23 protein-coding genes are annotated in these 26,220 nt (G+C 66.0%); 9 read left to right on the top strand and 14 right to left on the bottom strand.

Translation table 11 applies throughout. The features are described from left to right. Positions 1 to 130: 130 nt before the first annotated feature. The 8 genes from N5D20_RS01960 to prmB all read right to left on the bottom strand — a co-directional run bounded on the left by N5D20_RS01960 (position 131) and on the right by prmB (position 8,353). The gene (locus N5D20_RS01960) at positions 131 to 787 is read right to left on the bottom strand and encodes a phosphoribosylanthranilate isomerase (protein ID WP_010483057.1); all 657 of its coding nucleotides are present in this window, start codon (positions 785 to 787) and stop codon (positions 131 to 133) included. Continuing rightward, entirely contained in the window at positions 784 to 1,554 is a 771-nt protein-coding gene (gene truA, locus N5D20_RS01955) for a tRNA pseudouridine(38-40) synthase TruA (protein WP_049398724.1), read from the bottom strand. The genes N5D20_RS01960 and truA overlap by 4 nt, the downstream gene beginning before the upstream one ends. A gap of 32 nt (positions 1,555 to 1,586) precedes the next feature. Then, positions 1,587 to 1,949, bottom strand: coding sequence for a VOC family protein (locus N5D20_RS01950; protein WP_032952441.1), 363 nt, complete (start codon positions 1,947 to 1,949; stop codon positions 1,587 to 1,589). A gap of 26 nt (positions 1,950 to 1,975) precedes the next feature. Beyond that, positions 1,976 to 4,042, bottom strand: a complete 2,067-nt coding sequence (locus tag N5D20_RS01945) for a FimV/HubP family polar landmark protein (RefSeq protein WP_197578325.1) — start codon at positions 4,040 to 4,042, stop codon at positions 1,976 to 1,978. A 130-nt stretch (positions 4,043 to 4,172) separates the two neighbouring features. After that, positions 4,173 to 5,201, bottom strand: coding sequence for an aspartate-semialdehyde dehydrogenase (locus N5D20_RS01940; protein WP_010483049.1), 1,029 nt, complete (start codon positions 5,199 to 5,201; stop codon positions 4,173 to 4,175). Between the two features lie 92 nt (positions 5,202 to 5,293). Then, complete coding sequence (locus tag N5D20_RS01935; protein ID WP_197578324.1) at positions 5,294 to 6,331, bottom strand: D-glycerate dehydrogenase; 1,038 nt, start codon at positions 6,329 to 6,331, stop codon at positions 5,294 to 5,296. Then, on the bottom strand, positions 6,324 to 7,427 hold the full coding sequence (gene aroC, locus N5D20_RS01930; protein WP_197578323.1) for a chorismate synthase: 1,104 nt from the start codon (positions 7,425 to 7,427) through the stop codon (positions 6,324 to 6,326). Before aroC ends, N5D20_RS01935 begins: the two co-directional genes overlap by 8 nt. Beyond that, the gene (gene prmB, locus N5D20_RS01925) at positions 7,424 to 8,353 is read right to left on the bottom strand and encodes a 50S ribosomal protein L3 N(5)-glutamine methyltransferase (RefSeq protein ID WP_197578322.1); all 930 of its coding nucleotides are present in this window, start codon (positions 8,351 to 8,353) and stop codon (positions 7,424 to 7,426) included. The genes aroC and prmB overlap by 4 nt, the downstream gene beginning before the upstream one ends. Before the next feature lie 122 nt (positions 8,354 to 8,475). Between prmB and N5D20_RS01920 the strand changes: the two genes are divergently transcribed. Then, the gene (locus N5D20_RS01920; RefSeq protein WP_010483041.1) at positions 8,476 to 9,126 is read left to right on the top strand and encodes an SCO family protein; all 651 of its coding nucleotides are present in this window, start codon (positions 8,476 to 8,478) and stop codon (positions 9,124 to 9,126) included. Continuing rightward, positions 9,123 to 9,965: an archaetidylserine decarboxylase gene (asd, locus tag N5D20_RS01915; RefSeq protein ID WP_197578321.1), complete on the top strand. Its 843-nt coding sequence runs from the start codon at positions 9,123 to 9,125 to the stop codon at positions 9,963 to 9,965. Before N5D20_RS01920 ends, asd begins: the two co-directional genes overlap by 4 nt. 107 nt (positions 9,966 to 10,072) lie before the next feature. Here asd and N5D20_RS01910 read toward each other — a convergent pair whose 3' ends face one another. Together N5D20_RS01910 and N5D20_RS01905 are read right to left on the bottom strand one after the other, a co-directional pair. After that, positions 10,073 to 10,420, bottom strand: a complete 348-nt coding sequence (locus N5D20_RS01910; protein WP_049436791.1) for a ribonuclease E inhibitor RraB — start codon at positions 10,418 to 10,420, stop codon at positions 10,073 to 10,075. 23 nt (positions 10,421 to 10,443) lie between these two features. Then, positions 10,444 to 12,048: a transglycosylase SLT domain-containing protein gene (locus N5D20_RS01905; RefSeq protein WP_197578320.1), complete on the bottom strand. Its 1,605-nt coding sequence runs from the start codon at positions 12,046 to 12,048 to the stop codon at positions 10,444 to 10,446. 122 nt (positions 12,049 to 12,170) lie between these two features. Between N5D20_RS01905 and N5D20_RS01900 the strand changes: the two genes are divergently transcribed. Together N5D20_RS01900 and greB are read left to right on the top strand one after the other, a co-directional pair. Further along, positions 12,171 to 13,676: a helicase HerA-like domain-containing protein gene (locus tag N5D20_RS01900; protein WP_049436793.1), complete on the top strand. Its 1,506-nt coding sequence runs from the start codon at positions 12,171 to 12,173 to the stop codon at positions 13,674 to 13,676. Between the two features lie 81 nt (positions 13,677 to 13,757). Further along, a complete protein-coding gene (greB, locus tag N5D20_RS01895) occupies positions 13,758 to 14,264 on the top strand; it encodes a transcription elongation factor GreB (protein WP_049436794.1) in 507 nt (168 codons plus the stop codon). Between the two features lie 53 nt (positions 14,265 to 14,317). Here the strand turns inward: greB and N5D20_RS01890 are convergent, their stop codons facing one another. Both N5D20_RS01890 and rimO read right to left on the bottom strand, forming a co-directional pair. Next, entirely contained in the window at positions 14,318 to 15,154 is an 837-nt protein-coding gene (locus N5D20_RS01890; RefSeq protein ID WP_197578319.1) for a DUF3025 domain-containing protein, read from the bottom strand. Beyond that, positions 15,151 to 16,512: a 30S ribosomal protein S12 methylthiotransferase RimO gene (rimO, locus tag N5D20_RS01885; RefSeq protein ID WP_049436796.1), complete on the bottom strand. Its 1,362-nt coding sequence runs from the start codon at positions 16,510 to 16,512 to the stop codon at positions 15,151 to 15,153. The genes N5D20_RS01890 and rimO overlap by 4 nt, the downstream gene beginning before the upstream one ends. Before the next feature lie 203 nt (positions 16,513 to 16,715). Between rimO and N5D20_RS01880 the strand changes: the two genes are divergently transcribed. The 3 genes from N5D20_RS01880 to N5D20_RS01870 are packed head-to-tail and all read left to right on the top strand — an operon-like array spanning position 16,716 to position 17,989. After that, positions 16,716 to 17,387, top strand: a complete 672-nt coding sequence (locus N5D20_RS01880) for a dienelactone hydrolase family protein (protein ID WP_197578318.1) — start codon at positions 16,716 to 16,718, stop codon at positions 17,385 to 17,387. Next, positions 17,384 to 17,806 carry an HIT family protein gene (locus tag N5D20_RS01875; RefSeq protein WP_010483023.1) on the top strand — a complete coding sequence of 141 codons (423 nt, stop codon included), beginning with the start codon at positions 17,384 to 17,386 and terminating at the stop codon, positions 17,804 to 17,806. Before N5D20_RS01880 ends, N5D20_RS01875 begins: the two co-directional genes overlap by 4 nt. A 15-nt stretch (positions 17,807 to 17,821) precedes the next feature. Continuing rightward, positions 17,822 to 17,989 carry a DUF5668 domain-containing protein gene (locus N5D20_RS01870; protein WP_005418011.1) on the top strand — a complete coding sequence of 56 codons (168 nt, stop codon included), beginning with the start codon at positions 17,822 to 17,824 and terminating at the stop codon, positions 17,987 to 17,989. A 106-nt stretch (positions 17,990 to 18,095) separates the two neighbouring features. Here N5D20_RS01870 and dcd read toward each other — a convergent pair whose 3' ends face one another. Both dcd and apbC read right to left on the bottom strand, forming a co-directional pair. Continuing rightward, positions 18,096 to 18,668, bottom strand: a complete 573-nt coding sequence (dcd, locus tag N5D20_RS01865; protein WP_010483020.1) for a dCTP deaminase — start codon at positions 18,666 to 18,668, stop codon at positions 18,096 to 18,098. 77 nt (positions 18,669 to 18,745) lie between these two features. Beyond that, on the bottom strand, positions 18,746 to 19,600 hold the full coding sequence (apbC, locus tag N5D20_RS01860) for an iron-sulfur cluster carrier protein ApbC (protein ID WP_026347084.1): 855 nt from the start codon (positions 19,598 to 19,600) through the stop codon (positions 18,746 to 18,748). 214 nt (positions 19,601 to 19,814) lie between these two features. Here apbC and N5D20_RS01855 point away from each other — a divergent pair, with 214 nt between their 5' ends. After that, positions 19,815 to 22,604 carry a TonB-dependent receptor gene (locus N5D20_RS01855; protein ID WP_197578317.1) on the top strand — a complete coding sequence of 930 codons (2,790 nt, stop codon included), beginning with the start codon at positions 19,815 to 19,817 and terminating at the stop codon, positions 22,602 to 22,604. Positions 22,605 to 23,166: 562 nt separating this feature from the next. Further along, positions 23,167 to 26,154, top strand: a complete 2,988-nt coding sequence (locus N5D20_RS01850) for a TonB-dependent receptor (RefSeq protein WP_197578316.1) — start codon at positions 23,167 to 23,169, stop codon at positions 26,152 to 26,154. Positions 26,155 to 26,220 lie beyond the last annotated feature (66 nt).

Raw genomic sequence — 26,220 nt, 5'->3', positions numbered from 1 at the left:
CGGCATCGCACCCGGCCAGGTAAGGCTGGGCGCATTGTGTCCGATCAGATGTTCGGGGGGTGTCGACTTTTTGACGCTGGAACCTGAACCACCCGGAAGCGTGACTCCCATCACACTCAGGTGGCGCAAATCACTCCAGAACGGTGCAATCCGCGCGACGCACTTCCTCGACGAAGGTGCGCATCCTGTAGCCGTCCTTGATGCCCGGTTCCAGTTCGATGCCACTGGAGACGTCCACGCCCCACGGCAGCGTCGCCAGCACGGCGTCGTAGACGTTTTCCGGGTTCAGGCCACCGGCCAGCAGGAACGGCCGGTGCAATCCGGTCGGAACGCGGCCCCAGTCGAATGCCACGCCGGTGCCGCCACCGCCTCCCGGAGCGTGGCTGTCGAACAGGAAGCCGGCAGCGCTGGGGTAGCGCAACTGCAGGGTGCGGGCGTTGACCTCTTCACGGCCCCCCATGGCGATCGCCTTCAGGTACGGCATGTTGAAGCTGCGGCAGAAGCTCTCGTCTTCCTCGCCGTGGAACTGCAGCAGGGTCGGCCGCACCGTGCGCAGGACCTCGCGCACTTCTTCCTTGCTGTTGTTGCGGAACAGCGCCACCACGTCGACCATCGGTGCGATCGCCTGGCGCATCGCGCGGGCCTCGGCCGGTGCGACCCGGCGGCTGCTCTCGCGGGCAAAGATGAAACCCACTGCGTCCACGCCCAGCTCACCGGCCAGGCGGACGTCGCCGGCACGGGTCATTCCACAGAACTTGATGCGCGTACGGTAGTAGGAACGGCTCATAGCGTGACCTCGGCGGGCAGATGCCAGTTGTCGGGGTACAGGGGCCCAAGGAACACCAGGCCCTGCGGCGGTGCGGTGGGACCAGCTACGGTGCGGTCGCGCCCGGCCAGCAGTTCGGCGATCCATTCCACCGGTTTTTCACCGCTGCCCACCAGGATCAACGATCCGACGATATTGCGGACCATGTGATGAAGAAATGCATTGCCACGTACTGCGACTTCGATCACTTCGCCATGGCGGCTGACCTGCAACGACTGCAGTTCACGCCGCGCATGCAGCGCCTGGCACTGCACCGAACGGAACGCGCTGAAGTCGTTCTCGCCAAGCAGGGCCTGGCCGGCGGCGTGCATCAGGGTCTCGTCCAGCGCCCGGCGCTCCCAGCTCAGGGTCTGCCGGTCCAGTGCCGGCCGTACCTCGCGGTTGAGCAGCCGATAGCGGTAGCGGCGCGCACGTGCGGAGAAGCGGGCGTGGAAATCATCGGCCACCGGCACGCACCAGCGCACCGCGATCGAGCGCGGCAGGCGGGTGGTGGTGCCGAGCATCCAGGCGCGCGGATCGCGCACCACGTCGGTATCGAAATGCACGACCTGGCACTGGCCGTGCACGCCGGCATCGGTGCGGCCGGCGCAGACCACCTGCAGCGGCGCATCAGCCACCGATGACAGGGCCTGCTCGAGGCTGGCTTGCACGCTGGGACCACCCTCGCCCAGGTTCTGCCAGCCCCTGAAATCGCTGCCGTCGTACTCGACGCCAAGCGCATAACGCATGTGCTACCTCGATGTTGCGGATGGGGCGGCGCTCAGGCCGGATCGCGTTCGGACCAGACCGCCAGTTCGTTGCCACCGGGCTCGACGAACTGGAAGCGACTGCCACCGGGGAAGGAGAACACCGGGCGCACGATCTCGCCGCCGGCGTCGCGCACGGCGGCCTCGACCGGTGCCAACTGGTCGGCATACAGCACCAGCAGCGGTGCACCGCTGTCGCTGGCCCGCTGCGGCTGGCCACGGAAGAAGCCGCCCTGCAGGCGGCCATCGTCGAACGCCGTGTAGTCGCTGCCGTAGTCGACGAACGACCAGTCGAACACCTTCTCGAAGAAGGCACGGCTGGCGGCCGGGTCGCTGGACGCGAATTCAACGTAGTCGATGCGGCGTTCGCGGCTCATGGCAAGGTCCTTGTCGGCAGGTTCGGTCACGGCAGGCGCGCCAGCAGTTCGCGGGCCTGGGCCTGGCTGTGCAGGTCACCGCCTTCGGCGACTTCCAGCAACAGGGTGCGCGCAGTCTGCGCGTCCCCCAGATCGAGGTAGGCAATGGCCAGTTCCAGGCGCTCCTGGCCGGCACGTGGCGACCAGCCCGCGTCGCCGGCAGGCGCAGCCGCGCTCGACGCGATGGCGTCGGAATGAGAGGCCTCGACGGTGCCATGGTCGATGCAGTCGATGGCTTCGCGACGGGCGGCGTCCACCGGAGCCTCGTTCTCATGCGTGTCGGCCGGCAGATCGAACACTCCACGGAACTGCGGCTGCTGTTCGGCATGCAGTGCGTAGTCCGGCACCGCCACTTCGGCCGGCGCCTGCGGTACAACGCGTTCGTCCTGCAGCGGCTCGGCGGCGACAACCTCGTCGCCGGTGGTTGCGGGATCGTCCCAGCGCGGCAGATCGGTCACCGCTTCGGGCAATGCCACCGCGTCCTCGTCGCGCAGCGTGTCGGCCTGCCAGTCGGCCCGCGCCAGGTCCTCGGCAACGGGTTCGGCGATCACCACGTCGTGCACTTCGGTTTCGGTCGCCCACGCGGGCATCGCCGGTTCCTGGCGGCCGTTGTCGGCAACAGCCGACGACCATGAGGACTGCTCGGCCAGCGTATCCAGCACCGCACCCGCCGGCACCGCCGCGGTCAGGCCGGCGGCATCGTCTTCCTCACGCAGCGGCGGCAGCGGCGACGGCTTGCGACGACGCAGCAGCCAGGCCGCGCCCGCCGCCAGCAGCAGTACCGGCAGCCCCAGCCAGTACCACGGCGTTGCCGCATCGCGGGCATCCGGTGCCTGCGCCAGGCGCTGCTGCGCGGCGGCCAGGTCGTTGTCCTTCATCGCGATCAGCGACTGCTGCTGTTCCTTGAGTTTTTCCAGGTCGGCCACGCGCTGCTTCAGCTCGCCGATCTCGGCATCGCGGGTGGCGATGTCCTCACGCGCCTGGCGCAGTTGTTCGTTGCCCAGCATGTCACCCTCGCTGCCGGCAGCGGTGCCGGTGGTTGTGCCCGCGTGCGCGGCGTCGGACGCCAGCGCCGGAGCGATCTCAAGTCGTGCCCCGTTGGCGGCAGCCGGGGAAGAAGCGTTCGTGGTTGCGGCCTTGGCGACCGGGGCGACGGTACCCGCGGGTTGCGGCACGGTACGCGCCTGCCGCCATTGCGCAGCGTGCTCGCGCACGAGCGCCGCCGCTTCGGCAGCGTCGACCGCAGCAAGCGCATCATTGCCTGGCATGCGCAGCACCGCCCCCTGCTTGAGCAGGTTGACGTTGCCCCGGATGAAGGCTTCGGGATTGGCACGCAGCAGGGCGATCATCGCGCGGTCGCGACTGACCTGGTTGCCACGTGCCACTGCACTGGCGATCTGCGACAGGGTCTGCCCGCGCTGCACGGTGATGCTGCCATCGGCCGCTGGTGCAGCAACCGGTGCGGAGGCCGCACGCGGGCGTGCCGATGCAGGCACCACCGCAGGTGGCGGCGCAGTGGGCGTCTCTGCTGCCGGGACCGTTGCCGAAGCTGAAGTCGGTGCAGGTTCGCGCACGATGGTATTGGAGAGCGTGCCGGCCGGCGCGACGATCTCCGGCTCGGCCACGGCCAGCGCACTGGGCGGCGCATCGACCAGCGCCGAGTACTCGCGCACCAGGCGGCCCTGACCCCAGTCGGCTTCAATCAGGAAGCTCAGCGACGGCGTCTCCACCGGCGCCTGCGAGGTGACGCGCACCACTGCCCTGCCCTGCGTGTCGCGGGTCAGTTCGAACTGCAGTTCGCTGACCAGTCCGGTTGGCCGCTGCAGGCCGACACGTTCGAAGGTGACCGGTGAGGCCAGCGCCACGCGCAGGTTTTCCAGCTCGGACGGATCGGCCGAGACCACCGGGATTTCAGCCAGCAGGGGCTGGCCCGGCTTGGACAGGACCCGGATGTCACCCAACCCCAGGGCGAGCGCCGAACTGCTGGCCAAGGCGAGCAGTGCGGCGGACAGATAGGTGAGCGGGCGCTTTGCGCCCTTGGCCCGTTTATTCATGGGCGACACTATAAAGCGTGCGGACCGGGGTCCGCACCCATGTAGAGCCGAGCCCATGCTCGGCTGCATGGCCTGAGCCTAGCGTGGGCTCGGCTCTACAGAAAAGGCCGGGCATTGCCCGGCCTCTCCATCAGCGCTGCTCGGCGGCGACCAGCTCCGCCAGCTGCACGGCATTCAACGCCGCGCCCTTGCGCACGTTGTCCGACACGATCCACAGGTTCAGGCCGCGCGGATGCGACAGGTCTTCACGGATACGGCCGACATACACCGCATCGGTGCCCGAGGCATGGGTGACCGGAGTCGGATAACCACCGGCTTCATGGCGGTCCACCACTTCCACGCCCGGCGACTGTTCCAGCAGCGCGCGCGCTTCGGCCACGGTCACCTTGTCGCGGGTTTCGATCGCCACCGATTCGGAGTGGCCGTAGAACACCGGCACGCGCACCGCGGTCGGGTTCACCAGGATGCTGTCGTCGCCGAGGATCTTGCGGGTCTCCCAGATCAGCTTCATCTCTTCCTTGGTGAAACCGTTGTCCTGGAAGTCATCGATGTGCGGGATCAGGTTGAAGGCGATCTGCACCGGGAAGCGCTGCGGATCGATCTCCTGGAAGCTCAGCAGCTGGCCGGTCTGCTTGCCCAGTTCCTCGGTTGCCGAACGGCCGCCGCCAGACACCGACTGGTAGGTGGAGACGTTGATGCGCTCGATGCCGTACTTGCGGTGCAGCGGTGCCAGTGCCACCAGCATCTGCATGGTCGAGCAGTTCGGGTTGGCGATGATGCCGCGCGGACGGTTGGCGACCTGCTCCGGGTTGACCTCGGACACCACCAGCGGCACGTCATCGTCGTAACGGAAGGCCGAGGAGTTGTCGATCACCACAGCGCCCGCTGCTGCGAACTTCGGCGCGTATTCCTTGGACACGCTGCCGCCGGCCGAGAACAGGGCGATCTCGACGCCGCTCGGGTCAAAGGTAGCCAGGTCCTGGACCTTGACCTTCTGGCCGTTGAACTCGATCTCGCCGCCGGCCGAACGCTCGGAAGCGAGAACACTCAGGGTACCGACCGGGAAATCACGCTCGGCCAGGATCGACAACATGGTCTCGCCGACCGCACCGGTGGCACCGACGACGGCGACGTGGAAACTGCGCTGTGCATTGCTCATGGGGGAAACTCTCACGAAAACGGGAATGGGGAAGAAACACGCACGACAGCTGGGTTCGGGGAACCTCCTCAAGCGGGGCGCGCGGAGGTTCCCTATCGTTTCCCGGTTTTTTTGCCCAGAGTCACGCGCGCGGCCATCGCCGCGTCAGCGTTGATCGCGCTCGGCATGCGCGACGGGCCGCCGTCCAGACCGAGCCCGGCAACCAGATTATCCACGGCCAGCTGTACCATCGCCGTGCGCGTGGCCAGCGAGGCGCTGCCGATATGCGGAGTCAGCACGACATTGCGCAGCGCCAGCAGTTCGGGGCGCACCTTCGGCTCTCCTTCGTAGACATCCAGGCCGGCAGCGGCCAAGCGGCCGTGGGCCAGCGCATCGGCCAGCGCGATCTCATCGACCAGGCCACCGCGGGCGATGTTCACCAGCGTCGCCGACGGCTTCATCTTCGCCAGCGCGGCGGCATCGATCAGGTGGTGCGAGGCCGGGGTATACGGCAGCACCAGCAGCAGGTGATCGGACTGCGCCAGCAGGGTGTCCAGGTCAACGTAACGGGCCCCGACCTCGGCCTCGGTCGCGGCTGGCAGCTGCGAGCGGTTGTGGTACAGCACCTTCATGCCGAAACCATGCGCACCGCGGCGGGCGATGCCCTGGCCGATGCGGCCCATGCCGAGGATGCCCAGCGTGCTGCCATGGACATCCGCGCCGAGCATGGTCTGGAACGACCACTGCTGCCACTGCCCTTCGCGCAGCCAGCGCTCGGATTCAGTGATGCGGCGTGCAGTGGCCATCAGCAACGCGAAGCCGAGATCGGCGGTGGTCTCGGTCAGGACGTCCGGCGTGTTGCTGGCGAGGATGCCGACCGCACTGAGCGCGTCGACATCCAGGTTGTTGTAGCCAACGCCGACATTGGCGATTACCTGCAGCTGCGTGGCATCGGCCACCTGCGCTGCACCGATGCGCTCGTTGAGGGTGATGATGGCGCCGTCGGCGCTGGCCAGCTGTTCGGCGATCTGGTCGGGCGACCAGGCGGTGACGGTGTCGGTGGTGCGCAGCTGCACGCGATCGCGCAGCGGCGCGATGGCCGCATCGATCAGCGGCTGGCTCACCCATACCGTCGGCCGCGTATCAGCCATCAAGCTGGCCGGGAATGCGCGGAGTGATGGTGCCGACATCGCCGCACTGCGCGCGATGGCGCAGTGCCTGGTCCATCAGCACCATCGCCACCATCGCCTCGGCGATCGGTGTGGCGCGGATGCCGACGCAGGGATCGTGGCGACCGGTGGTGACCACCTCGACCACGTTGCCGGCCGTGTCCAGCGACGGACCCGGCAGGCGCAGGCTGGAGGTCGGCTTCAACGCGATCGAGGCGACCACCGGCTGGCCGGTGGAAATGCCACCGAGGATGCCGCCGGCATGGTTGCTGGCGAAGCCCTGCGGGGTCAGCAGGTCACGGTGCTCGGTGCCCTTCTGCGCTGCGCTGGCGAAACCGTCACCGATCTCCACACCCTTCACCGCGTTGATGCTCATCAGCGCGGCGGCCAGTTCGCCATCGAGCTTGCCGTAGATCGGCTCGCCCCAGCCCGGCGGCACGTTGTCGGCGACCACGTCCACGCGCGCACCGACCGAATCACCGGACTTGCGCAGCGCATCCATGTACGCCTCCAGTTCCGGCACCTGTGCGGCGTGCGGCCAGAAGAACGGATTGTCTTCCACCGCCGACCAGTCGAAACCGGCCGGCGTGATGTCGCCCAACTGCGACAGGTAGCCACGCACGGTCACGCCGAAGCGCTCGGCGAGCCACTTCTTGGCGACCACGCCGGCGGCCACGCGCATGGTGGTCTCGCGTGCCGAGGAACGGCCGCCACCGCGCGGGTCGCGGATGCCGTACTTGTGCCAGTAGCTGTAGTCGGCATGACCCGGCCGGAACTGCTGGCCGATGTTGGCGTAGTCCTTGCTGCGCTGGTCGGTGTTGCGGATCAGCAGCGCGATCGGGGTGCCGGTGGTCAGGCCCCCGTACACGCCGGACAGGATTTCGACTTCATCAGCCTCGCGACGCGCCGAGGTGTGCCGGCTCTTGCCGGTTGCGCGACGCTGCAGGTCGTGGGCGAATTCGGCCGCGTCCAGCGCCAGCCCCGGCGGGCAGCCATCGATCACGCAGCCGATGGCCGGCCCGTGCGACTCGCCGAACGTGGTGACGGTGAACAGCTTGCCGAACGAATTGGAGCTCACGGGCGCTGCGCCGCCAGTTCGGTGATGCGGGCGCTGTGGGCGATCAGCTCGCGGCATTCGACCGCGAAGATGCCCATCTGGCCGACCTTGAATTCGATCCAGGCGAAATCGACTTCCGGCAGCAGCTTGACCAGATGCTGTTCGGACTCGCCCACTTCACAGATCAGCAGACCGTCTTCGCTCAGGTGCAGCGGCGCGTCACGCAGGATCTTCAGCACCAGGTCCAGGCCGTCGTCGCCGGCACGCAGGCCCATTTCCGGCTCGTAGGAGTACTCCTGCGGCAGGGCATCGGTCTCGTCGTTGGTGACGTACGGCGGGTTGGTGACGATCAGGTCGTAGTGGCGGCCGGTCAGGCCGTTGAACAGGTCCGACTTGATCAGGGTGACGTTGTGCGCCTGCAGGCGCTCCTTGTTCTCTTCAGCCAGCGACAGCGCGTCGTCGCTGAGGTCGACGCCATCCACTTCCCAGTTCGGGTAGTAATGGCCCATGGCGATGGCGATGCAGCCCGAACCGGTGCACAGGTCCAGCGCGCGGCTGACATCGCGGCCGGCCAGCCACGGCTCGAAGCCGCATTCGATCAGTTCGGCGATCGGCGAGCGCGGCACCAGGGCGCGCGTGTCGCTCTTGAAACTCAGGCCGGCGAACCAGGCCTCGCCGGTCAGGTAGGCGGCCGGGATGCGTTCATCGATGCGACGCTGGAACAGTTCCAGCACGCGCAGCTTTTCGGCCTGCAGCAGGCGCGCCTGGCCATAGGCCGGGCCCAGATCGTGCGGCAGGTGCAGGCTGTGCAGCACCAGCTGGGTGGCCTCGTCCAGCGCATTGTCGTAGCTGTGACCGAAGGTCAGCCCGGCTTCGTTGAAACGGCTGGTGCCGTAGCGGATCAGATCGATGATCGTGTGGAGTTCGGCGGCCGTTTCAGCGGTCATGGCGGTACTGCGGGCAAAGTGGCCCCCGATTATAGGGGCTGGCGCCCGCGGCGGCATCCGTTGCGGCAGAAACGATCGGGCCGCAGCCGGTATGATGGAGCCCACTTCGCGCGGGGGCTCCCATGTTCAATCGCAACGCCGGCATCATCCTGCTGATCGCCCTGGCGGCGGGCCTGGGCCTGCTGGCCGCCCAGCAGGTGTTCGCGCCGAAGCCACCGGCCAACGCCCCGGCCACCGAAGCGATCACGCTGTACCCGCAGCCGCGCGAACTGCCCGACTTCAACCTGGCCCAGTCCGACGGCACCCGCCTGATTCCGGGCGAGCTGAAGGGCCACTGGACCCTGGTGTTCCTGGGCTTCACCTTCTGCCCCGACGTCTGCCCCACCACTCTGGCCGAGCTGGCCGGCGCGCAGAACCAGTGGGAGGCCCTGCCCGACAGCCTGCGCCCGCGCGTGCTGTTCATCTCGGTCGACCCGGACCGTGACAGCGCCACACGCCTGGGCGAGTACGTGCACGGCTTCCACAAGGACACCCTGGCCGCCACCGCCGATATCCCGTCGCTGGAGCGCTTTGCCACTTCGCTGGGTTTCGTGTTCCAGAAGGTGCCGGGCAAGCACTTCGACGAGAACCCCGAGGATTACACCGTCGAGCACTCGGCCAGCCTGGCCGTGCTCGACCCGCAGGGCCGCCTTGCCGGCCTGGTGCGGCCCCCGTTCAACGCGCCGGCCATTGCCCGCGACCTGCAGAAGCTGACCGAGAAAACCGCCCCATGAGCCTCACCACCGCCCTGACGTACGCCCTGCCCCACCGCCTGCTGTCCTCGATGGCGCGTTCGCTGGCGTACTCGGACGATCCGCGCGTGTCGCGCTGGCTGATCGACACCGTCACCCGCAAGTTCAACGTCAACCTGGACGAAGCGGCCAACCCGGACCCGCGCAGCTATGCCACCTTCAACCAGTTCTTCACGCGTGCGCTGAAGCCGGGGGCGCGCGTGGCCGATGCCGATCCGCGCAGCCTGGTGATGCCGGCCGACGGCCGCATCAGCCAGCTGGGGAAGATCGAGGCCGGCCGGATCTTCCAGGCCAAGGGCCAGTCGTTCACCGCCGCCGAACTGCTGGGCAGCGACGAAGACGCCAAGCCGTACAACGACGGCCTGTACGCCACCGTGTACCTGTCGCCGCGCGATTACCACCGCGTGCACATGCCGTGGACCGGCACCCTGCGCGAGACCGTGCACGTGCCGGGCCGCCTGTTCAGCGTCGGCCCGGCCGCAGTGAATGGCGTGCCGCGCCTGTTCGCCCGCAACGAGCGCCTGGTCTGCCATTTCGACACCAGCTTCGGCCCGATGGTCAGCGTGATGGTCGGCGCACTGCTGGTGTCCGGCGTGGAAACCGTGTGGAGCGGCGAGGAGATCCCGGCCTACGGTGATCGCATCACCCGCAAGGACTACCGCGGCCAGGGCATCAAGCTGGAGCGTTTCGCCGAGATGGCGCGCTTCAACTACGGTTCGACCGTGATCGTGCTGCTGCCGCCGGGCGTGGCCGAGTTCGCGCCGCAGCTGGGCGCCGAAAGCCCGGTGCAGCTGGGCCAGGCACTGGCGACGCTGCGCTGAGGTACATGTAGAGCCGAGCCCATGCTCGGCTGCTGGCTGCAACCGGTCATGCATTTCTGTGGGCAAAGGAAGCCGAGCATGGGCTCGGCTCTACAGCCAGAAGCGCGCTACTGCAGGGACGGGGCCGGGCCGACGTCCATGCCGTCGTAGTCTTCCACGCCCTTCTCCGCGGCCAGCGCCGCGAACTCCTGGTTGCGACGGTCCAGCGAGGCTTCGTCGTGAATCTCCACGCGCTCCACATGCAGCACGTGGAACGGCGCGTCGCCTTCTTCCGGCTCCTGCTCGAACAGTTCCACGAAGGTGTAACCCTGCGCCTGCAGATGGTCAGCCAGCACCTGCAACGGCTCAGCAGTGGAATGCACGAAGAAGTACCCCCACAGCAACGGGCCGGTGATGTCCCAGTCGGTGTTTTCGCGGAGGTTGGCGAACAGGTTGCGGGTGTCTTCGAGGTCCATGCGGATTCCAGGGGTCGGGGGGATTACTTGTCGCAGCCCTGCAGCTTCAGCGTCTGGCCGTGGCGCAGGCTGTAGGCCGGGGCCTTCAGGCCGTTGGCGCGGGCCAGGGTCGGCACGTCGCACTGGAATTTCGCGGCGATGGCGCCCAGGGTCTCGCCCTTGCCCACCTTGTGGCTGCGCACCGGCTTCGGGCGCGCCGCCGGGTGCGGGGCCGCCACCGGCGCCACCGGGGTGGTCGGCACGCTGGTGGACGCGGCCGCATCGGCCACCGGCACCACACCGCCCACGGCCACGCTGCCGGTGTAGCTGGCAGCGGTCGGACGCTTGATCGCTGCGTTCAGATCAGCGGTGATCAGGGTACGGGCCAGGTCGGCACGCGGGCCGCTGACGCAGTTGCGCTGGTACAGGCCGGCGATGCGGGTGGTGGCGTTGATCAGCGTGCCGGCCGGAATCCAGCCGTCGGCTTCATAGCGCGGGTTGAGGTTGCGCAGCGCGCGCATGTAGCCATCGCGGGTGCCGTGGCTGCCCAGGCAGATGGTCAGTTCGTAGATGGTGGTGGACTTGGCCAGGCGCAGCGTGGCCGGCTGCGCGCTGATCTTCGGGAATTCCACGCCGTACTGCTGCGGGTGCAGGAATATCCAGGCCGCCGCGATCACCATCGGCACATAGTCCTTGGTCTCGCCGGGGAACTGGTTGTAGACGCTGTCGGTCCAGAAGCTCTGGCCGGCGCTCTGCTTGAACACGCGCGCGGCACGGCCTTCACCACCGTTGTAGGCGGCCACCGACATTTCCACGTTGTTGTTCAGCTCGCGCAGACGCTCGTTGAGGTAACTGGCGCTGGCTTCAGCAGCACTGCGCGCATCGAAACGGGTATCGAAGCCGGTGCCATCCGGACCGAGGCCGAAGCGGCGGCCGGTGGCCGGCATGAACTGCATCAGCCCGGCGGCGCCGGCGCGCGAGGACGCATGCACGCGACCGTTGGATTCCTTGGCCATGATGCCGAAAAGCAGTGCCTCGGGCAGGCCACGCTTCTCCCACTCCGGCCACATCACCGCGCGCAGGTTCTGGTAGTTCTCATAGCTGGTCAGCAGCGCCGGGCGCATGTCGGTCAGCCAGCGGCGGATGCCGGCCTGCACCGCCGGGTTGTATTCGACCATGCTGTCGAAGGCGTGCCGCTTGTCGTTGAGCAGTGCGGCAGCGCGCGCGGCCTCCGGCACGTCGGCGGTGAGGGGGCCGATATGGTCGGGGTCGGCTTCCAGGCGGTCGCCGCCTTCGTCCGCCACGTCATCGCTGGCCGCGGCATCAGCGTCGTGCTTGAGCAGGCGCTTGTAGCTGGCAAGCAGGGTGCCCATCTGGCAGCCCTTCTGCTTCACGCAGTCGTTGAGGACATCTTCCATGTCTTCCAGCGCGGCATCGGCCTCGTTGCTGCCCTTCGGGTCGGCATTGGCGACCAGCAGCAGGGCGTCGCTGTAACGCTTTTCGGCGACGGTCATGCGCTGCTGCAGCGCATCCACCTTCACCTTGTCCCGGGCCGAAACCCGCTGCGCATGGGCGTCGGGCGCCAGGGAAACCAGGCCGGCCAGGGCCAGCAGCGGCCAACCGCGGGAAATCAGGACAGGAACGGGCATTGATGGCACTGTGTGCGAAACAGGCAGGCAGAGTAGCGGCGCCGCCAAGGTCCGGGCAAGCCGACCTTCGGACCGCCACCGCCGGCGGTTAACATTGGGCTATTCACCACAAGGGCTGGACCATGGATCCGATTCTGCTCGGCAAAGGCATTACCGACGATATTGCCGTCACCCTGCTGCCGAAACTCGGCAACCGCCACGGCCTGGTGGCCGGCGCCACCGGTACCGGCAAGACGGTGACCCTGATGACCCTGGCCGAGGGCTTCTCGCGGCTGGGCGTACCGGTGTTCCTGGCCGATGTGAAGGGCGATGTGTCCGGCCTGGCCGTGCCCGGCACCGGCGCCGAGAACCTGCTGACGCGTGCTGCCGAGATCGGCGTGGCCGACTATGCGCCGGCCGCCAGCCCCACCATTTTCTGGGACCTGTACGGCAAGCTCGGCCATCCGGTGCGCACCACGGTCAGCGAGATGGGCCCGACCCTGCTGGCGCGCATCCTCGAGTTGAACGACACCCAGTCCGGCGTGCTCGACATCGTGTTCAAGCTGGCCGACGACCGTGGCCTGCTGCTGCTGGACATGGACGACCTGCGCGCCCTGCTCGGTCTGGTGGCCGAGGAGCGCAAGGACATCTCCACCGAGTACGGCCTGGTCAGTGCGCAGTCGATCGCCGCGATCCAGCGTTCGGTGCTGCGCCTGGCGCAGGATGGCGGCGAGAACTTCTTCGGTGAGCCAGCCCTGGAACTGGCCGACATCATGCGGGTCAATCACGACGGCCGCGGCGTGATCGGCATCCTCGCCGCCGACCAACTGGTGCTCAAGCCCAAGCTGTATTCCACCTTCCTGCTGTGGCTGCTGTCGGAGCTGTTCGAGCAGCTGCCGGAGGTGGGCGACCTGGACAAGCCGAAGCTGGTCTTCATCTTCGACGAGGCCCACCTGCTGTTCGACGACGCACCGCCGTCGCTGGTGCAGCGCATCGAGCAGGTGGTGCGCCTGATCCGCTCCAAGGGCGTGGGCGTGTATTTCTGCTCGCAGTTCCCCGACGACGTGCCGGGCAACATCCTCGGCCAACTGGGCAACCGCGTGCAGCACGCGTTGCGTGCGTTCACCCCGCGCGACCAGAAGGCGGTGAAGACCGCGGCCGAAACCTTCGTGCCGAACCCGAAGCTGGACGTGGCCAAGGTGCTGAGCCAGCTCGGCACCGGCGAGGCGCTGGTATCCACGCTGCAGGACAAGGGCGTGCCGATGCCGGTGCAGCAAACGATGATCGCGCCGCCGCGCTGCCGGATGGGACCGATCACCGAGACCGAGCGCGCGCAGGTGCGTGCCGGCAGCCCGGTCGGCAGTCGTTACGACACGGCGATCAACCGTGAATCGGCCGCCGAGCTGCTGGCCCAGCGCGCGCAGAAGACGGTCGAGCAGGCGCAGGCACCGGCCGCCCGCAGCCGCGAGCAGGACGAAGCGCAGGAAGGCGGTTTCGGCCAGGCGATCAAGGATGCGATTTTCGGCACCAAGCGCCGCCAGGGCATGATCGAGACAATGGCCAAGCAGACCACGCGCACGGTCGGCACCAAGCTGGGCAACCAGATCGTGCGTGGCCTGCTGGGCGGCATCTTCGGCGGCAAGCGCTGATTCACCGCCACTGGCGGTCAGAGCTCTTTCCACGGGAAAGGGCTCCGACCCCATCGTTCCCCTGAAAAGAAGTCTTACCGCATGTCCCGTTGGCGTCCCCCTGCAGAAAAGAGTACCGCCCTGATCACCGCCTCCGGCCACGCACGGCTGAAGGCCGAACTGGATGACCTGTGGCGGGTCCGCCGCCCAGAGGTGGTGAAGGCGCTGGCCGCAGCCGCCGCGGAAGGCGATCGTTCCGAGAACGCCGAGTACACCTACCGCAAGAAGCAGCTGGGCGAGATCGACCGTCGCGTGCGCTACCTGACGAAGCGATTGGAATCGCTGCGCGTGGTCGACACCACGCCGACCGATCCGCAGGCGGTGTTTTTCGGCGCGTGGGTGGAACTGGAGAACGTGGACAGTGGCGACACCAGCCGCTATCGCATTGTCGGCCCGGACGAGACCGACGCAGGCCTGGGTTGGATCAGCATCGATTCGCCGCTGGCACGTGCGCTGCTGAAGAAGCGGCTGGATGATGAATTTTCGGTGGAACTGCCCGGCGGCCAGTTCACCTTTGCGGTAATCGGGGTGGAGTACCCGCAAGTGTAGGGCCGAGCCGATGCTCGGCTGATGGGCAAACGCAGCCGAGCATCGGCTCGGCTCTACAGGGAGGACATCAACGGCGGCGGGTACTGGCGGCCGGCACGCAGCGGGCGGAAGTACGCGGCATCTGCGTAGAAGGCGACATCCTGTCCCTCGTACCAGTCCGGGATTCCGGCCAACGGCAGCGGACGCAGCTGCAGCGGATCGGTCACTGCCCTGCCCTCGGCGATGGCCGCAGTCACTGCGTCAACGCAGGCATCATCGACATCGCCCTGCACCACCACGCACTTGCCCACCAGCCGGCGGCCCGGCAGCAGCGCCTGCTCCATCAGCGCGTGCCCGAATACCGCAGCGATGGCGATGTCTCCGCTCAGCCAATATCTCGATTCAAATAGCGCACGCCAGTCGTGGGCATCCCAGGCAGTCAGCGGCGCGTGATCGCGCACACGCACGATCACGCCGGTCTCATCGAACTGGGTCAGCGCGGCCTGCGCACGGTTGCGCTGGCCCGGCGGCATGGCCTCGATATGCCTGCACTGCTGCACATTGAGGGCCTGCTTGAGCTGCGGGTAACGGGCCCACACCAGTGCATTGAACAGGTCATGCCAGTTGTCGGTGCGGGTGGCGATATGCCCCTGCGCGATGCGCGCCTCGTAATGCAGGCCGTCGGCCAGCAGCGCGGCGTCCTGTTCCACCAGGCGCTTGCCGGGCAACCCGAGCCGCGCATCAAGCGCTGCGATGGACGGCCATGCCGCATCGTCCAGCAGATCACGGAAGTCCTGCAAGCCGGCGAACAGCGGATGTTCAAGCACCTGCGGATCGACCGCCGCACGCGGCGGCGGCACGAAGCGGCGGACACCGCTGCCGTCACCGGCGGCGGTCGTCGCCGTGGTCACAGCATCTTGAGATCGAATGCCGGGCGGGTAGCGGCCGGCAGCGCGTCACCGTACAGGTCGTGCTCGTCGCTCTCGGTGATTTCCACGTCGACGAACTCACCCACGCGCAGCGGCACCTGGTCGGCATTCTGGATGTGCACCAGGCCATCGATCTCCGGGGCATCGGCCTTGGAGCGGGCCACGGCGATATCGCCTTCGATGGCGTCGACCAGGCACTGCTGCACGGTGCCGATCTTGGCCTCCAAGCGCGCAGCGGAAATCTGCGCCTGCTTTTCCATGAAACGGGCCAGCCGCTCCTGCTTCACTTCCTCCGGCACCGCATCGGGCAGGTCGTTGGCGGTGGCGCCTTCCACTGGCGAATAGGCGAACGCACCGACGCGGTCCAGCTGCGCCTCGTCCAGGAACGAGAGCAGCTCTTCGAACTCGGCCTCGGTCTCGCCCGGGAAGCCAACGATGAAGGTCGAACGCACGGTGATGTCCGGCGCGATACGGCGCCAGTTCTGTACGCGCTCCAGGGTCTTCTCGACCGCACCGGGGCGCTTCATCAGGCGCAGGATGCGCGGGCTGGCATGCTGGAACGGAATGTCCAGGTACGGCAGGATGCGGTTCTCGGCCATCAGCGGCACCACCTCGTCCACGTGCGGGTACGGGTAGACGTAGTGCATGCGCACCCACGCATCCAGCTCGGACAGGCCTTCGCACAGCGCCTTCAGGCGGGTCTGGTAGGCCTTGTCGCGCCACATCTTCTCGGCGTACTTCACGTCCACGCCATAGGCCGAGGTGTCCTGAGAAACCACCAGCAGCTCACGCACGCCGCCGCGCACCAGGCGCTCGGCTTCGCGCAGCACCTCATCCACCGGGCGCGAGACCAGCTTGCCGCGCATCGACGGAATGATGCAGAAGCTGCACTTGTGGTTGCAGCCTTCGGAAATCTTCAGGTACGCGTAGTGGCGCGGGGTCAGCTTGATGCCGTAGTCAGGCACCAGGTCCACGAACGGGTCGTGCTTGGGCGGCAGTGCTTCATGCACGGCTTCCATCACGCTCTGGTAGTCCTGCGGGCCGGACACCGCCAGCACGTTGGGGTACGCCTCGCGGATCTGCTCCGGGCGCTTGCCCAGGCAGCCGGTGACGATGACCTTGCCGTTCTGGTTCATCGCCTCGCCGATCGCGTCCAGCGATTCGGTCACCGCCGAATCGATAAAGCCACAGGTGTTGACCACCACCACGTCGGCCGAATCGTAGGACGGCACGATGTCGTAGCCTTCCGAGCGGAGCTGGGTAAGGATGCGTTCGGAATCGACAAGGGCCTTCGGGCAGCCAAGGCTGACGAAGCCGACTTTGGGGTTCAGCTGGGACATGGAATCGCGGGACTCTGGGGGCCTGGGCCCCTGCCGTCGTGGCAGGGGTTCCTGGGGGCCGGGGCCTGAAAGGGCGCCAGTATACCGGGGTTGGCGGCCGCGCTCTGAATGGCCAGCCGCCCGATCCCGCACAGCCGCTGACATCGCGCTAACCCACGCTGCACCGACAATGCCGTTCTGTTCCCCACAACGAGATGGAAACGATGGCCGAGTGGATCACCCTGGATACGCATCACGGCCCGGTACGGGCCTGGCAGGCCCTGCCGGAGGGCACCCCGCGTGGCGGGCTGGTGGTGGTGCAGGAAATTTTCGGCGCCAACCCGCACATCCGCGGCGTAGCGGAGCGCTTCGCGGCCGAAGGCTACGCGGTGCTGGCGCCGTCGTTCTTCGACCTGGTTGACGGTGCAGAAGCCGATCCTGATGCCCTGCCCTATGACGCCGAAGGCGTGAAGCAGGGCCTGGAACGGGTGACCGCACTGGGCATGGAGAAGGCGCTGGAGGTCGTGCGTGCGGCCGCCACCCGGCTGGCACCCCATGGCAAGGTCGGCACGGTGGGCTACTGCTGGGGCGGCACGGTGGCGATGCTGTCGGCCCTGCGCCTGGGCCTGCCCTCGGCCAGCTACTACGGTGCGCGCAATGTCCAGTTCCTGGATGAGACGCCCAAGGCCCCGGTGATCTTCCACTTCGGCGCCCAGGACAAGAGCATCCCGCCGGAGGCGGTCCAGGCCCATCGCGAGAAGCTGCCGCAGATGGCCACCTTCGTCTATCCGGCCGACCACGCCTTCAACCGGGAGGTCGGACATGCGTATGATCCAGACAGCGCCGCCCTGGCGCTGCAACGCACCCTGGACTTCTTCTCGGAGCATCTTGGATGAGCGATTTCGAACTCGATTCACGCCTGGCCACCGATAGCGTGCTGGTGGCGGAAGGACCGTTGTCGCAAGTGCGGCTGATGAACGACGAACGATTCCCCTGGCTGGTGCTGGTACCGCGCCTTGCCGGGGTGACCGAGTGGATCGAGCTGGACGGCGAGCAGCAGGACAAGCTGCGCACCGAGCTCAACCGCGCCTGCAAGGCCCTGAAGGGCGCCGACGGAGTGGAGAAGATCAATATCGGTGCGCTGGGCAACATCGTGCGCCAGCTGCATTTCCATGTGATCGGCCGCCATGACGGCGACCCCGCGTGGCCGGGCCCGGTCTGGGGCAGCGGCCCCGCGCACCGCTACGAGCCGGGTGCACTGGACCAGCATGTCGCCTACTGGAAGGAACGGCTAGGATATCCAGCCCAGTCCTGAGCGTTTGCCGACCCGATGCGATTCAACCTCGTTGCCGCCGTCCTGCTGATCCTGATCGGCCTGTTCATGCTCGCCAGCAACCTCGGCTGGACGCACCTGAACCTGTCCAAGCTGCTGCTGACCTGGTGGCCGGTGGCACTGGTGGGTGTCGGCATCGCGATGCTGTTCGGTCGCGGCAAATAAGGAAGGCGGCGCATTGCGCCGCCTTCCTTCATGCAGAGCCGAGCCATGCTCGGCTGCCCTGCCTTGAAGCCGAGCCATGCTCGGCTTCACAAATCGCCTGCAATCTTCAGGTCCGCGGCAGGGTCACGCCGGTCTGGCCCTGGTACTTGCCACCACGATCGCGGTACGACGTCTCGCAGATGTCATCGGCGGCCGCCTGGAAGAACAGCATCTGCGCCACGCCTTCATTGGCGTAGATGCGTGCCGGCAGCGGCGTGGTGTTGCTGAATTCCAGGGTGACGTGGCCTTCCCATTCCGGTTCCAGCGGGGTCACGTTGACGATGATGCCGCAGCGCGCGTAAGTGCTCTTGCCCAGGCACACCACCAGGGTGTCGCGCGGGATGCGGAAGTACTCCACGGTACGCGCCAGCGCGAAGCTGTTCGGCGGGATGATGCATTCATCGCCGACGATATCGACGAAGCTGCCCGGATCGAAGTGCTTGGGATCGACGATGGTCGAGTTGATGTTGGTGAACACCTTGAACTCGCGCGAGCAGCGCACGTCGTAGCCGTAGCTGGAGGTGCCGTAGCTGACGATGCGCTCGCCGTTGGCCTGCTTGACCTGCCCGGCCTCGAACGGCTCGATCATGCCGTGCTGCTCGGACATGCGGCGGATCCAACGGTCACTCTTGATGCTCATGCTTTGTCCTGGGGTGCGAGGGGGCGCGAGGATTCTAGCAGGGGGCCGGGCGTCGCCGGCGGCCCCTGCCCGGGCACTTACAGCAGCGACGACAGGATCGGGATCGAGGCACGCGGACGCTTGCCAACCTCCTCGATCAGGCGCTGCGCGGCATGGCGGTAGGCCTGGGCCGGAACCGAATCCGGCTGGGCCACGGTGATCGGGGTACCGGAATCGCCCTGCTCGCGGATGCCGATCTGCAGCGGCAGCGAACCGAGCAACGGCACGCCGTACTGCGCGGCCATGCGCTCGCCGCCGCCCTCGCCGAACAGGTGCTCGACATGCCCGCAGCTGCTGCAGGTATGCACCGCCATGTTCTCGACGATGCCCAGCACCGGCACCTCGACCTTCTCGAACATCTTCAGCGCCTTCTTCGCGTCCAGCGTGGCGATGTCCTGCGGCGTGGTGACAATCACCGCACCGGCCAGCGGAATCTTCTGGGTCAGGGTCAGCTGGATGTCACCGGTGCCCGGCGGCAGGTCGATCAGCAGGTAGTCCAGGTCGTCCCACAGGGTGTCGTTGAACAGCTGGGTCATCGCCGAGGTGGCCATCGGCCCACGCCAGATCATCGGCGTGTCCTCTTCGATCAGGTAGCCGATCGACATGGTGTCGACGCCGAACGCACGCAGCGGCTCGATGCTCTTGTTGTCCGGGCTTTCCGGACGGCCGGACAGGCCCAGCATTGCCGGCACGCTGGGGCCATAGATGTCGGCGTCGAGCACGCCCACGCGCGCGCCGAGCTGCTGCAGCGCCACGGCCAGATTGACCGCGGTGGTCGACTTGCCGACGCCGCCCTTGCCCGAACCAACCGCGATCACATTGCGGATGCGGGCATGCGGCGTGAGTCCCTTCTGGACCTGGCTTGCATGGGGACGGCGGGGAGAACTGTTCACAACGAGCACCGGCGGGGTCAGGGGGAATAACCGAGCATCATACAAGCTGGACGTAACCTGACTGAAATTCAGGATTGCTACAGATTCGTGCACAGATTGTTAAGTTCATGTTACGTTCGACCCGCACTGTTTTGGGCTGCGGAGCTGGCATTTCCAGCCCGCGCGATGGCGCATGCGCAGTGCCGTTTTTGTTTTTGCTCTCCAATGGAACTACATGAACTACGTAAGCAACACCGCACGTCGCAACACGCTCGCCGTCGCCCTGATTTCCGCTCTGATGGCCGCCGCCCCGGCAATGGCCCAGGACAAGGCGACCAACCTGGACAAGATCACCGTCACCGGTTCGCTGATCCCGCAGACCCAGGTTGAAACCCAGACCCCGGTGATGTCCATCACCGCCGAAGACATCCAGACCCGCGGCTTCAGCAGTGTTGCTGAAGTGCTGCAGCAGTCGTCGCTGACCACTGGCGGCCTGCAGGGCGGCCAGACCTCGGGTTCGTTCACCCAGGGCGCCGAAGCCGCCGGCATGTTCGGCCTGAATCCGGGCTACACCAAGTACCTGATCAACGGCCGCCCGATGCTCTCGTATCCGGCGCTGTACAACGGCAGCGAAACCTTCAACAACATCAGCGGCATTCCGATCGACATCGTCGAGCGGATCGAAGTGCTGCCGGGCGGCCAGTCCTCGCTGTACGGCTCGGACGCGATCGCCGGTGTGGTCAACATCATCCTGAAGGAGCGCATGGACGGCGGCACCATGACCCTCCGTGGCGGCACCTACACCGAAGGCGGCGGCAGCAACATCCGCTTCAGCGCTGCCAAGGGCATCAACGCCTTCGACGACCGCTTCCATGCGCTGTTCAACGTGCAGATCGAGAACGGCAGCCCGATCTGGGGCTACCAGCGCGACATCACCCGCCAGAACAACCCGGTCGGCTACACCGCCCAGGTTCCGTCGAACGACTTCGCCGTCATCACCAACGCTGACAACAAGCTGCTGATGATGGACCCGAGCCGTTGCGCCAACGTCGCTGGGCTGTATGACGGCACCACCGTGGTCGGCCAGCGCGCGTCGGGCGAGTCCTGCGGTTCGGTGTACAGCGCCGGCTACAAGACCCTGAAGAACGGCAAGAACAGCGGCCAGTTCTACTCGTCGATGACCTTCGACGTGAACGACAACTTCCAGCTGTTCGCCGACGTGCTGTACAGCAAGGAAAAGACCGAGTTCACCTCCGGCTCGAGCGCCCTGTGGTGGGGCACCAAGTCGAGCCTGGGCAGCTTCTACGACCAGGGCCTGGGCAAGGTCGTGAACCTGCAGCGCGCCTTCGCGCCGGAAGAAATCGGCCCGGGCCATTACAACAACATCATGAACTCCGACGAAAGCCGTGCCTACCAGGTTACCCTGGGCGGCAAGGGCATGGTCGGCGACTGGGACTACAGCGCCAGCTTCACCCGTGGCGAGTACCGCCTGGACCAGAACCGCTTCGTGCGCTGGAAAGACAAGATCGATGGCTTCTTCGTCGACAACGTGCTGGGCCCCAAGCTGGGCACTACCGCTGATGGCTTCGACATCTACAACCCGAACTACGCGGCCTTCTACTCGCCGATCACCCCTGACCAGTTCGCCAGCTTCACCGGCTACGGTACCCACCGCAGCAAGACCTGGCAGAACCTGGGTCGCGTGCAGGTGACCAACGGCTCGCTGTTCAGCCTGCCGGGCGGTGACGCCGGCCTGGCCGTCGTGCTGGAAGGTGGCAGCGAAGGTTGGGACTACTCGCCGGACCAGGCGTTCGTCAAGGGCAACGTGTGGGGCACCACCGCCGTCGCCGGCGCCGGCCACCGCAGCAACTACGCGGTCACCAGCGAACTGCGCATGCCGCTGCACGACACCCTGACCGTCAGCGCCTCGGGCCGCTATGACGCCTTCAAGATCGCCGACAAGACCGTCGACAAGGCCACCTACAGCATCGGCCTGGAATTCCGTCCGATCGAGAGCCTGCTGCTGCGCGGCAAGTACGGTACCGCCTTCCGCGCACCGACCCTGTCCGATGCCTTCCAGGGCATGAGCGGTTCGTACTCGTCCGGCCAGAACGACTACTACCGCTGCAGCCAGATGGGTTACGGCCTGCGTGATGAGGCCTGCTCGTTCTACAAGAACACCTCGGTGTACAGCGAAAAGTCCGGCAACCCGGACCTGAAGCCGATCACCGCCGATGTCTGGAGCGCAGGTGTGGTGTGGGCTCCGGTCAGCAACTTCTCGCTGTCGGCCGACTACTACAACTGGAAGATCAAGAACGAGGTCAAGACCCTGAGCTCGGACCAGCTGCTGCTGGCCGAGTACCAGTGCCACAACGGCCTGCCGAACAACACCTCGGCCAGCTGCGGTGACGTGACCAACTGGATATCCCGCGACGCCGGTGGCAACCTGACCCGCGTATACACGCCGAAGCTCAACGTTGCCAGCCAGAACCTGGAAGCGGTGACCGTGGCGGCCAAGTACCAGCAGGATATCGGCCGCTTCGGCTCGCTGATGTTCTCCGGCAACTACACCAACATGCTGAAGCGTGAAGTGCAGCCGATGCCGGGCGCCGCCAAGCTCGACCTGCTGAGCGACCCGTACAACATGTGGTACTACGACAACTTCGCCAAGGTCCGCGGCGATCTGTCGGTGGCCTGGAACATCGCCAAGTTCACCACCACTGTGTACGCCAACTACGTCGGCAGCACCCCGAACTACCTGGCCTACACCGGCCGCAGCTACGGCTATGTCCACTCCTCCGGCGCCAAGGCCGGCAAGTGGGGTTCGTACACCACGTACAACCTGAGCATGAACTACCAGGCACAGGACGATCTGGTCCTGTCGCTGATGGTCAACAACGTGTTCAACAAGCTGCCGGAAGGCCAGCGCTACAACTACCCGGGCAACGAATCGACCCCGTTCAATGACGGCTTCTACAGCGTCTACGGCCGCCAGATCTCGGCCCAGGTCAAGTACAACTTCTGATCCCGTCGTTTTCCGGACTTCGTGTCTGGACCAGGCCCCGCTTCGGCGGGGCCTTTTTTTTGGTCGCTCTCCCACCGCAGAGCTGGAGACACCCGATTCGTGGTGGAACCTCCTGGCAGGCGCCTTCCCAGCGCCCTGCGCCAGGAGCAACCGGCATCTGCAGGTGGCGCCTCAAGCAGGGGCCAACGGCCCACCACGCGCTTGCGCCGCCGCGATCAGTGCCCGAGGAATCGGCTGAATGAACCGTTATGCCAGCCCTTCCGCCCCCCGCTGGAAAGCACCTGTTCCGGACTACTGAAAAGCCTGTTTGCGCAAAGCGACCCGACTCCCACATTCAGCTACGCGTCATCAAGCCTTTATCCGCAAATCACAAGTGATACTAAGTGACTGTAATTATTGCACTTTCATGTACTTTTGGAGTGACTTCAGAGACATTGCGTGACATTGGCATGCATTTCTCGTTAAGACCGTGTTAGGTTCCATGAACAACGCCCGTTATCTGAACTCAGATGTAACGAACGGACGGAATGGCACGCTTCACTTCAATAGGGGATCCATCACGATGACGTACAACCGCTCACCTGGCCGCCACCCGCTGACCAGCGCCCTGCTCGTCGGCCTGCTGGCCGTGACTTCGGCGCCCGCCTTCGCGCAGGAAGCCTCCTCCAACCCGGTCGATCTGGACCGCGTCAGCGTGACCGGCTCGCGCATTGCGCGTACGGGCTTCGTGACCTCTTCGCCGGTTACCGCCATCACCGCAGAAGAAATCCGCCAGACCGGCGCTCTGACCATCAGCGACCTGATGAACAAGATGCCGCAGCTGGCACCGTCGTTCACGTTGGGCAACTCCACCCGCTACATCGGTACCGCCGGCCTGGGCCTGATGGACCTGCGCGGCATGGGCTACGACCGTACCCTGGTGCTGGTCAACGGCCGTCGCCATGTCGGTGCCAATCCCGGCAGCACCGCGGTCGACGTCAACACCATCCCGGTGGAGTGGATCGAGCGCGTTGAAGTCATCACCGGCGGCGCATCGGCCATCTATGGCGCCGACGCCGTGGCCGGCGTGGTCAACTTCATCATGAAGAAGAACTACGAGGGCTTCGAGGCCCGCGCGCAGAAGGGTATTGCGGGCGAAGGCGGCTTCAATCGCGGCTTCGTGTCGGCTACCGCAGGCACCAATTTCGCCGACGGCCGAGGCAATGTCGCCGTGGCGGTCGAGTACAGCCAGCAGGATCGTTTCGGCCGTGGCGACCGTTCGATCGGTAAACGCTACGACGTGACCGTGCCCAATCCGAATTTCGATCGCACCAAGCCGCCGAGCGAGAGCAACCCGCAGACCGTCCTGGCCCGCCCGGGCGGCAACTACTCCACCTCCTACGGCGGTTCGTTCCAAGCCGGTGGCACGTTCGATTTCACCAAGCCCAACACCTACCAGTACCGCTATCACTTCAATCCGGATGGCAGCTTCAGCCGCAACCGTTTCGATGGGCCAGTGGTCAGCCCTTCCTCGTGCGTCAACTGTGACTTCACCGATCTGAACGCTGTTGCCGACCTGCAGCCGAAGTTCGACCGCCTGAGCGTCAACACCGTCGCCCACTTCGACCTGAACGACAAGCACCGCCTGTTCTTCGAAGGCAAGTACACCAAGACGGAATCGACCTTCTTCGGCCAGCCCGCTTTCGACAACACCATCCGCATCCGTCGCGACAATGCTTTCATCAGCCCTGAGCTGGGCGCCCTGATGGATGCCAACGGTCTGACCCAGCTGCAGATAGCCCGATTCAATGTCGACGCGGGCCGCCGCGGCGAGGAAGTCAAGCGCGAGACCAAGCGCTTCGTCTTCGGCGTGGAAGGCATGTTCGGTGACAACTGGAGCTACGAGGCCTCTGGCAACTATGGCGAGACCGAGATCAACCGCGTCAACGTCAACAACCGCATCAACGAGCGCTGGCAGGCCGGTCTGGACGCAGTCCGCGATTCCAGCGGCAAGATCGTCTGCCGTGTCGACCGCGATGCCAATGCCACCAACGCCAATGCCGGTGGCCGCGCTTACAACCGCGACCTGATCGGTTCGGGCTGCATTCCCTTCAGCATCTTCGGTGATGGCGCTGTGCCGCAGAATGCGGCCGACTGGTTCAATACCCGTTCGCACTACTTCGGCAAACTGCAGCAGACCGTGTTCAGCGCGTCGGTGAGCAACAACGCGCTGTTCTCGCTGCCGGCCGGTGATGTCGGCATTGCGGCCGGCGCCGAGTACCGCAAGGAGAAGAGCCAGGAGCGTACCGATCCGCTGGCAGCCTCCGGTGCCACCTTCCTCAACGCCATCAACGGCGGTGGCGGTTCGTACAACGTCAAGGAAGTGTTCGCCGAAACCAACATCCCGCTGCTGGCCGACATCCCGGGCATCCGCCGCCTGTCGCTGGATCTGGCTGGCCGCTATTCGGACTACAACACCATCGGTTCGACCAAGACCTGGAACGTCGGCCTGGACTGGGAAGTGATCCCGTCACTGCGCGTTCGCGGTACGTTGGCCAAGGCCATCCGCGCACCCAACATCGGCGAACTGTATGACGAGCAGTCGCAGAACTTCGCGACCATCGCCGACCCCTGCAACACCAACGCCACCAATTCGAACCGTCCGGGCACCGCTGGCGATCCGGCCCTGCGCGCCGCCAACTGCGCGGCTCTGGGCATTCCGGCAAACTGGGTTGACTCGTACAGCGCCAACCGTCCAGGCGTCAGCGGCGGCAATCCGAACCTGAAGCCGGAGCGCGCCGAGTCCACCTCGATTGGTTTCGTCTGGCAGCCGGAGTTCTTCGAAGGCTTCGGCATGTCGGTCGACTACTGGCGTATCACCCTGAAGGACGCTATCGGTGCGGTCAACGCCCAAACCCTGGCAACCCGCTGTGTCGATTCGCCGGGGGGCATCAACAACGCCTTCTGCGGCAACATCAAGCGCGCGCCGGTGGGCGGTGCGGTCGGTGCGAACGGTGCTGAGTTCCCGGCATACAGCATCTACGACTGGACTGCGATCGCAGAGAACCTGGCCAAGAGCCGTCGTACCGGCATCGACCTGGAAATGAACTACGACTTCGGCATGTTTGGTGGCCACACCAACCTGCGCCTGGTCGGCACCCGCCTGCTGGAATCGCGTGAGTGGGAGTTCCAGGACTTCCCGAACGAATACAAGGAACGTTCGAACTACGTGACCAACCCGCGCTGGCGTGGCCAGTTCACCGCCAAGTACACGCTGGGCAACTTCCGCGCCAGCTGGGACATGGTGTACATCCACCGCAACCTGCGCGTGTTCCCGGAGAGCTACAACAGCAATCCGGGTTCGCAGAGCCCGATCTGGAACCCGTCGTTCACCTATCACAACATGCAGGTCGGCTACAAAATGGCTGACTCCGGCGTAGAGGTGTACCTCGGCGTGGACAACGTGTTCGACAAGGATCCGCCGGTCAACTACTTCGGCGCGGACCTGGGCTCGGCGTACTACGACAACGTCGGCCGCTTCATGTACATGGGCGTCAACTACAAGTTCTGATCCACGCCTGATCGCAGCACCCCGACAGACCCGGCTTTTGCCGGGTCTGTCTTTTCCGGGCCACGA

Origin of the sequence: Stenotrophomonas sp. GD03877 (assembly GCF_029840555.1) — a bacterium.
In the GTDB taxonomy this organism is placed as follows: domain Bacteria; phylum Pseudomonadota; class Gammaproteobacteria; order Xanthomonadales; family Xanthomonadaceae; genus Stenotrophomonas; species Stenotrophomonas geniculata.
The sequence above is the reverse complement of the archived record's forward strand: the minus strand, read 5'-3'. Positions and strand labels throughout refer to the sequence as shown.

Coding starts and splice junctions, on each gene's coding strand:
- N5D20_RS01960 (WP_010483057.1), bottom strand. CDS start 787: ATGAGCCGTTCCTACTACCGTACGCGCATCAAGTTCTGTGGAATGACC.
- truA (WP_049398724.1), bottom strand. CDS start 1,554: ATGCGTTATGCGCTTGGCGTCGAGTACGACGGCAGCGATTTCAGGGGC.
- N5D20_RS01950 (WP_032952441.1), bottom strand. CDS start 1,949: ATGAGCCGCGAACGCCGCATCGACTACGTTGAATTCGCGTCCAGCGAC.
- N5D20_RS01945 (WP_197578325.1), bottom strand. CDS start 4,042: ATGAATAAACGGGCCAAGGGCGCAAAGCGCCCGCTCACCTATCTGTCC.
- N5D20_RS01940 (WP_010483049.1), bottom strand. CDS start 5,201: ATGAGCAATGCACAGCGCAGTTTCCACGTCGCCGTCGTCGGTGCCACC.
- N5D20_RS01935 (WP_197578324.1), bottom strand. CDS start 6,331: ATGGCTGATACGCGGCCGACGGTATGGGTGAGCCAGCCGCTGATCGAT.
- prmB (WP_197578322.1), bottom strand. CDS start 8,353: ATGACCGCTGAAACGGCCGCCGAACTCCACACGATCATCGATCTGATC.
- N5D20_RS01920 (WP_010483041.1), top strand. CDS start 8,476: ATGTTCAATCGCAACGCCGGCATCATCCTGCTGATCGCCCTGGCGGCG.
- asd (WP_197578321.1), top strand. CDS start 9,123: ATGAGCCTCACCACCGCCCTGACGTACGCCCTGCCCCACCGCCTGCTG.
- N5D20_RS01910 (WP_049436791.1), bottom strand. CDS start 10,420: ATGGACCTCGAAGACACCCGCAACCTGTTCGCCAACCTCCGCGAAAAC.
- N5D20_RS01905 (WP_197578320.1), bottom strand. CDS start 12,048: ATGCCCGTTCCTGTCCTGATTTCCCGCGGTTGGCCGCTGCTGGCCCTG.
- N5D20_RS01900 (WP_049436793.1), top strand. CDS start 12,171: ATGGATCCGATTCTGCTCGGCAAAGGCATTACCGACGATATTGCCGTC.
- greB (WP_049436794.1), top strand. CDS start 13,758: ATGTCCCGTTGGCGTCCCCCTGCAGAAAAGAGTACCGCCCTGATCACC.
- rimO (WP_049436796.1), bottom strand. CDS start 16,512: ATGTCCCAGCTGAACCCCAAAGTCGGCTTCGTCAGCCTTGGCTGCCCG.
- N5D20_RS01880 (WP_197578318.1), top strand. CDS start 16,716: ATGGCCGAGTGGATCACCCTGGATACGCATCACGGCCCGGTACGGGCC.
- N5D20_RS01875 (WP_010483023.1), top strand. CDS start 17,384: ATGAGCGATTTCGAACTCGATTCACGCCTGGCCACCGATAGCGTGCTG.
- N5D20_RS01870 (WP_005418011.1), top strand. CDS start 17,822: ATGCGATTCAACCTCGTTGCCGCCGTCCTGCTGATCCTGATCGGCCTG.
- dcd (WP_010483020.1), bottom strand. CDS start 18,668: ATGAGCATCAAGAGTGACCGTTGGATCCGCCGCATGTCCGAGCAGCAC.
- N5D20_RS01855 (WP_197578317.1), top strand. CDS start 19,815: ATGAACTACGTAAGCAACACCGCACGTCGCAACACGCTCGCCGTCGCC.
- N5D20_RS01850 (WP_197578316.1), top strand. CDS start 23,167: ATGACGTACAACCGCTCACCTGGCCGCCACCCGCTGACCAGCGCCCTG.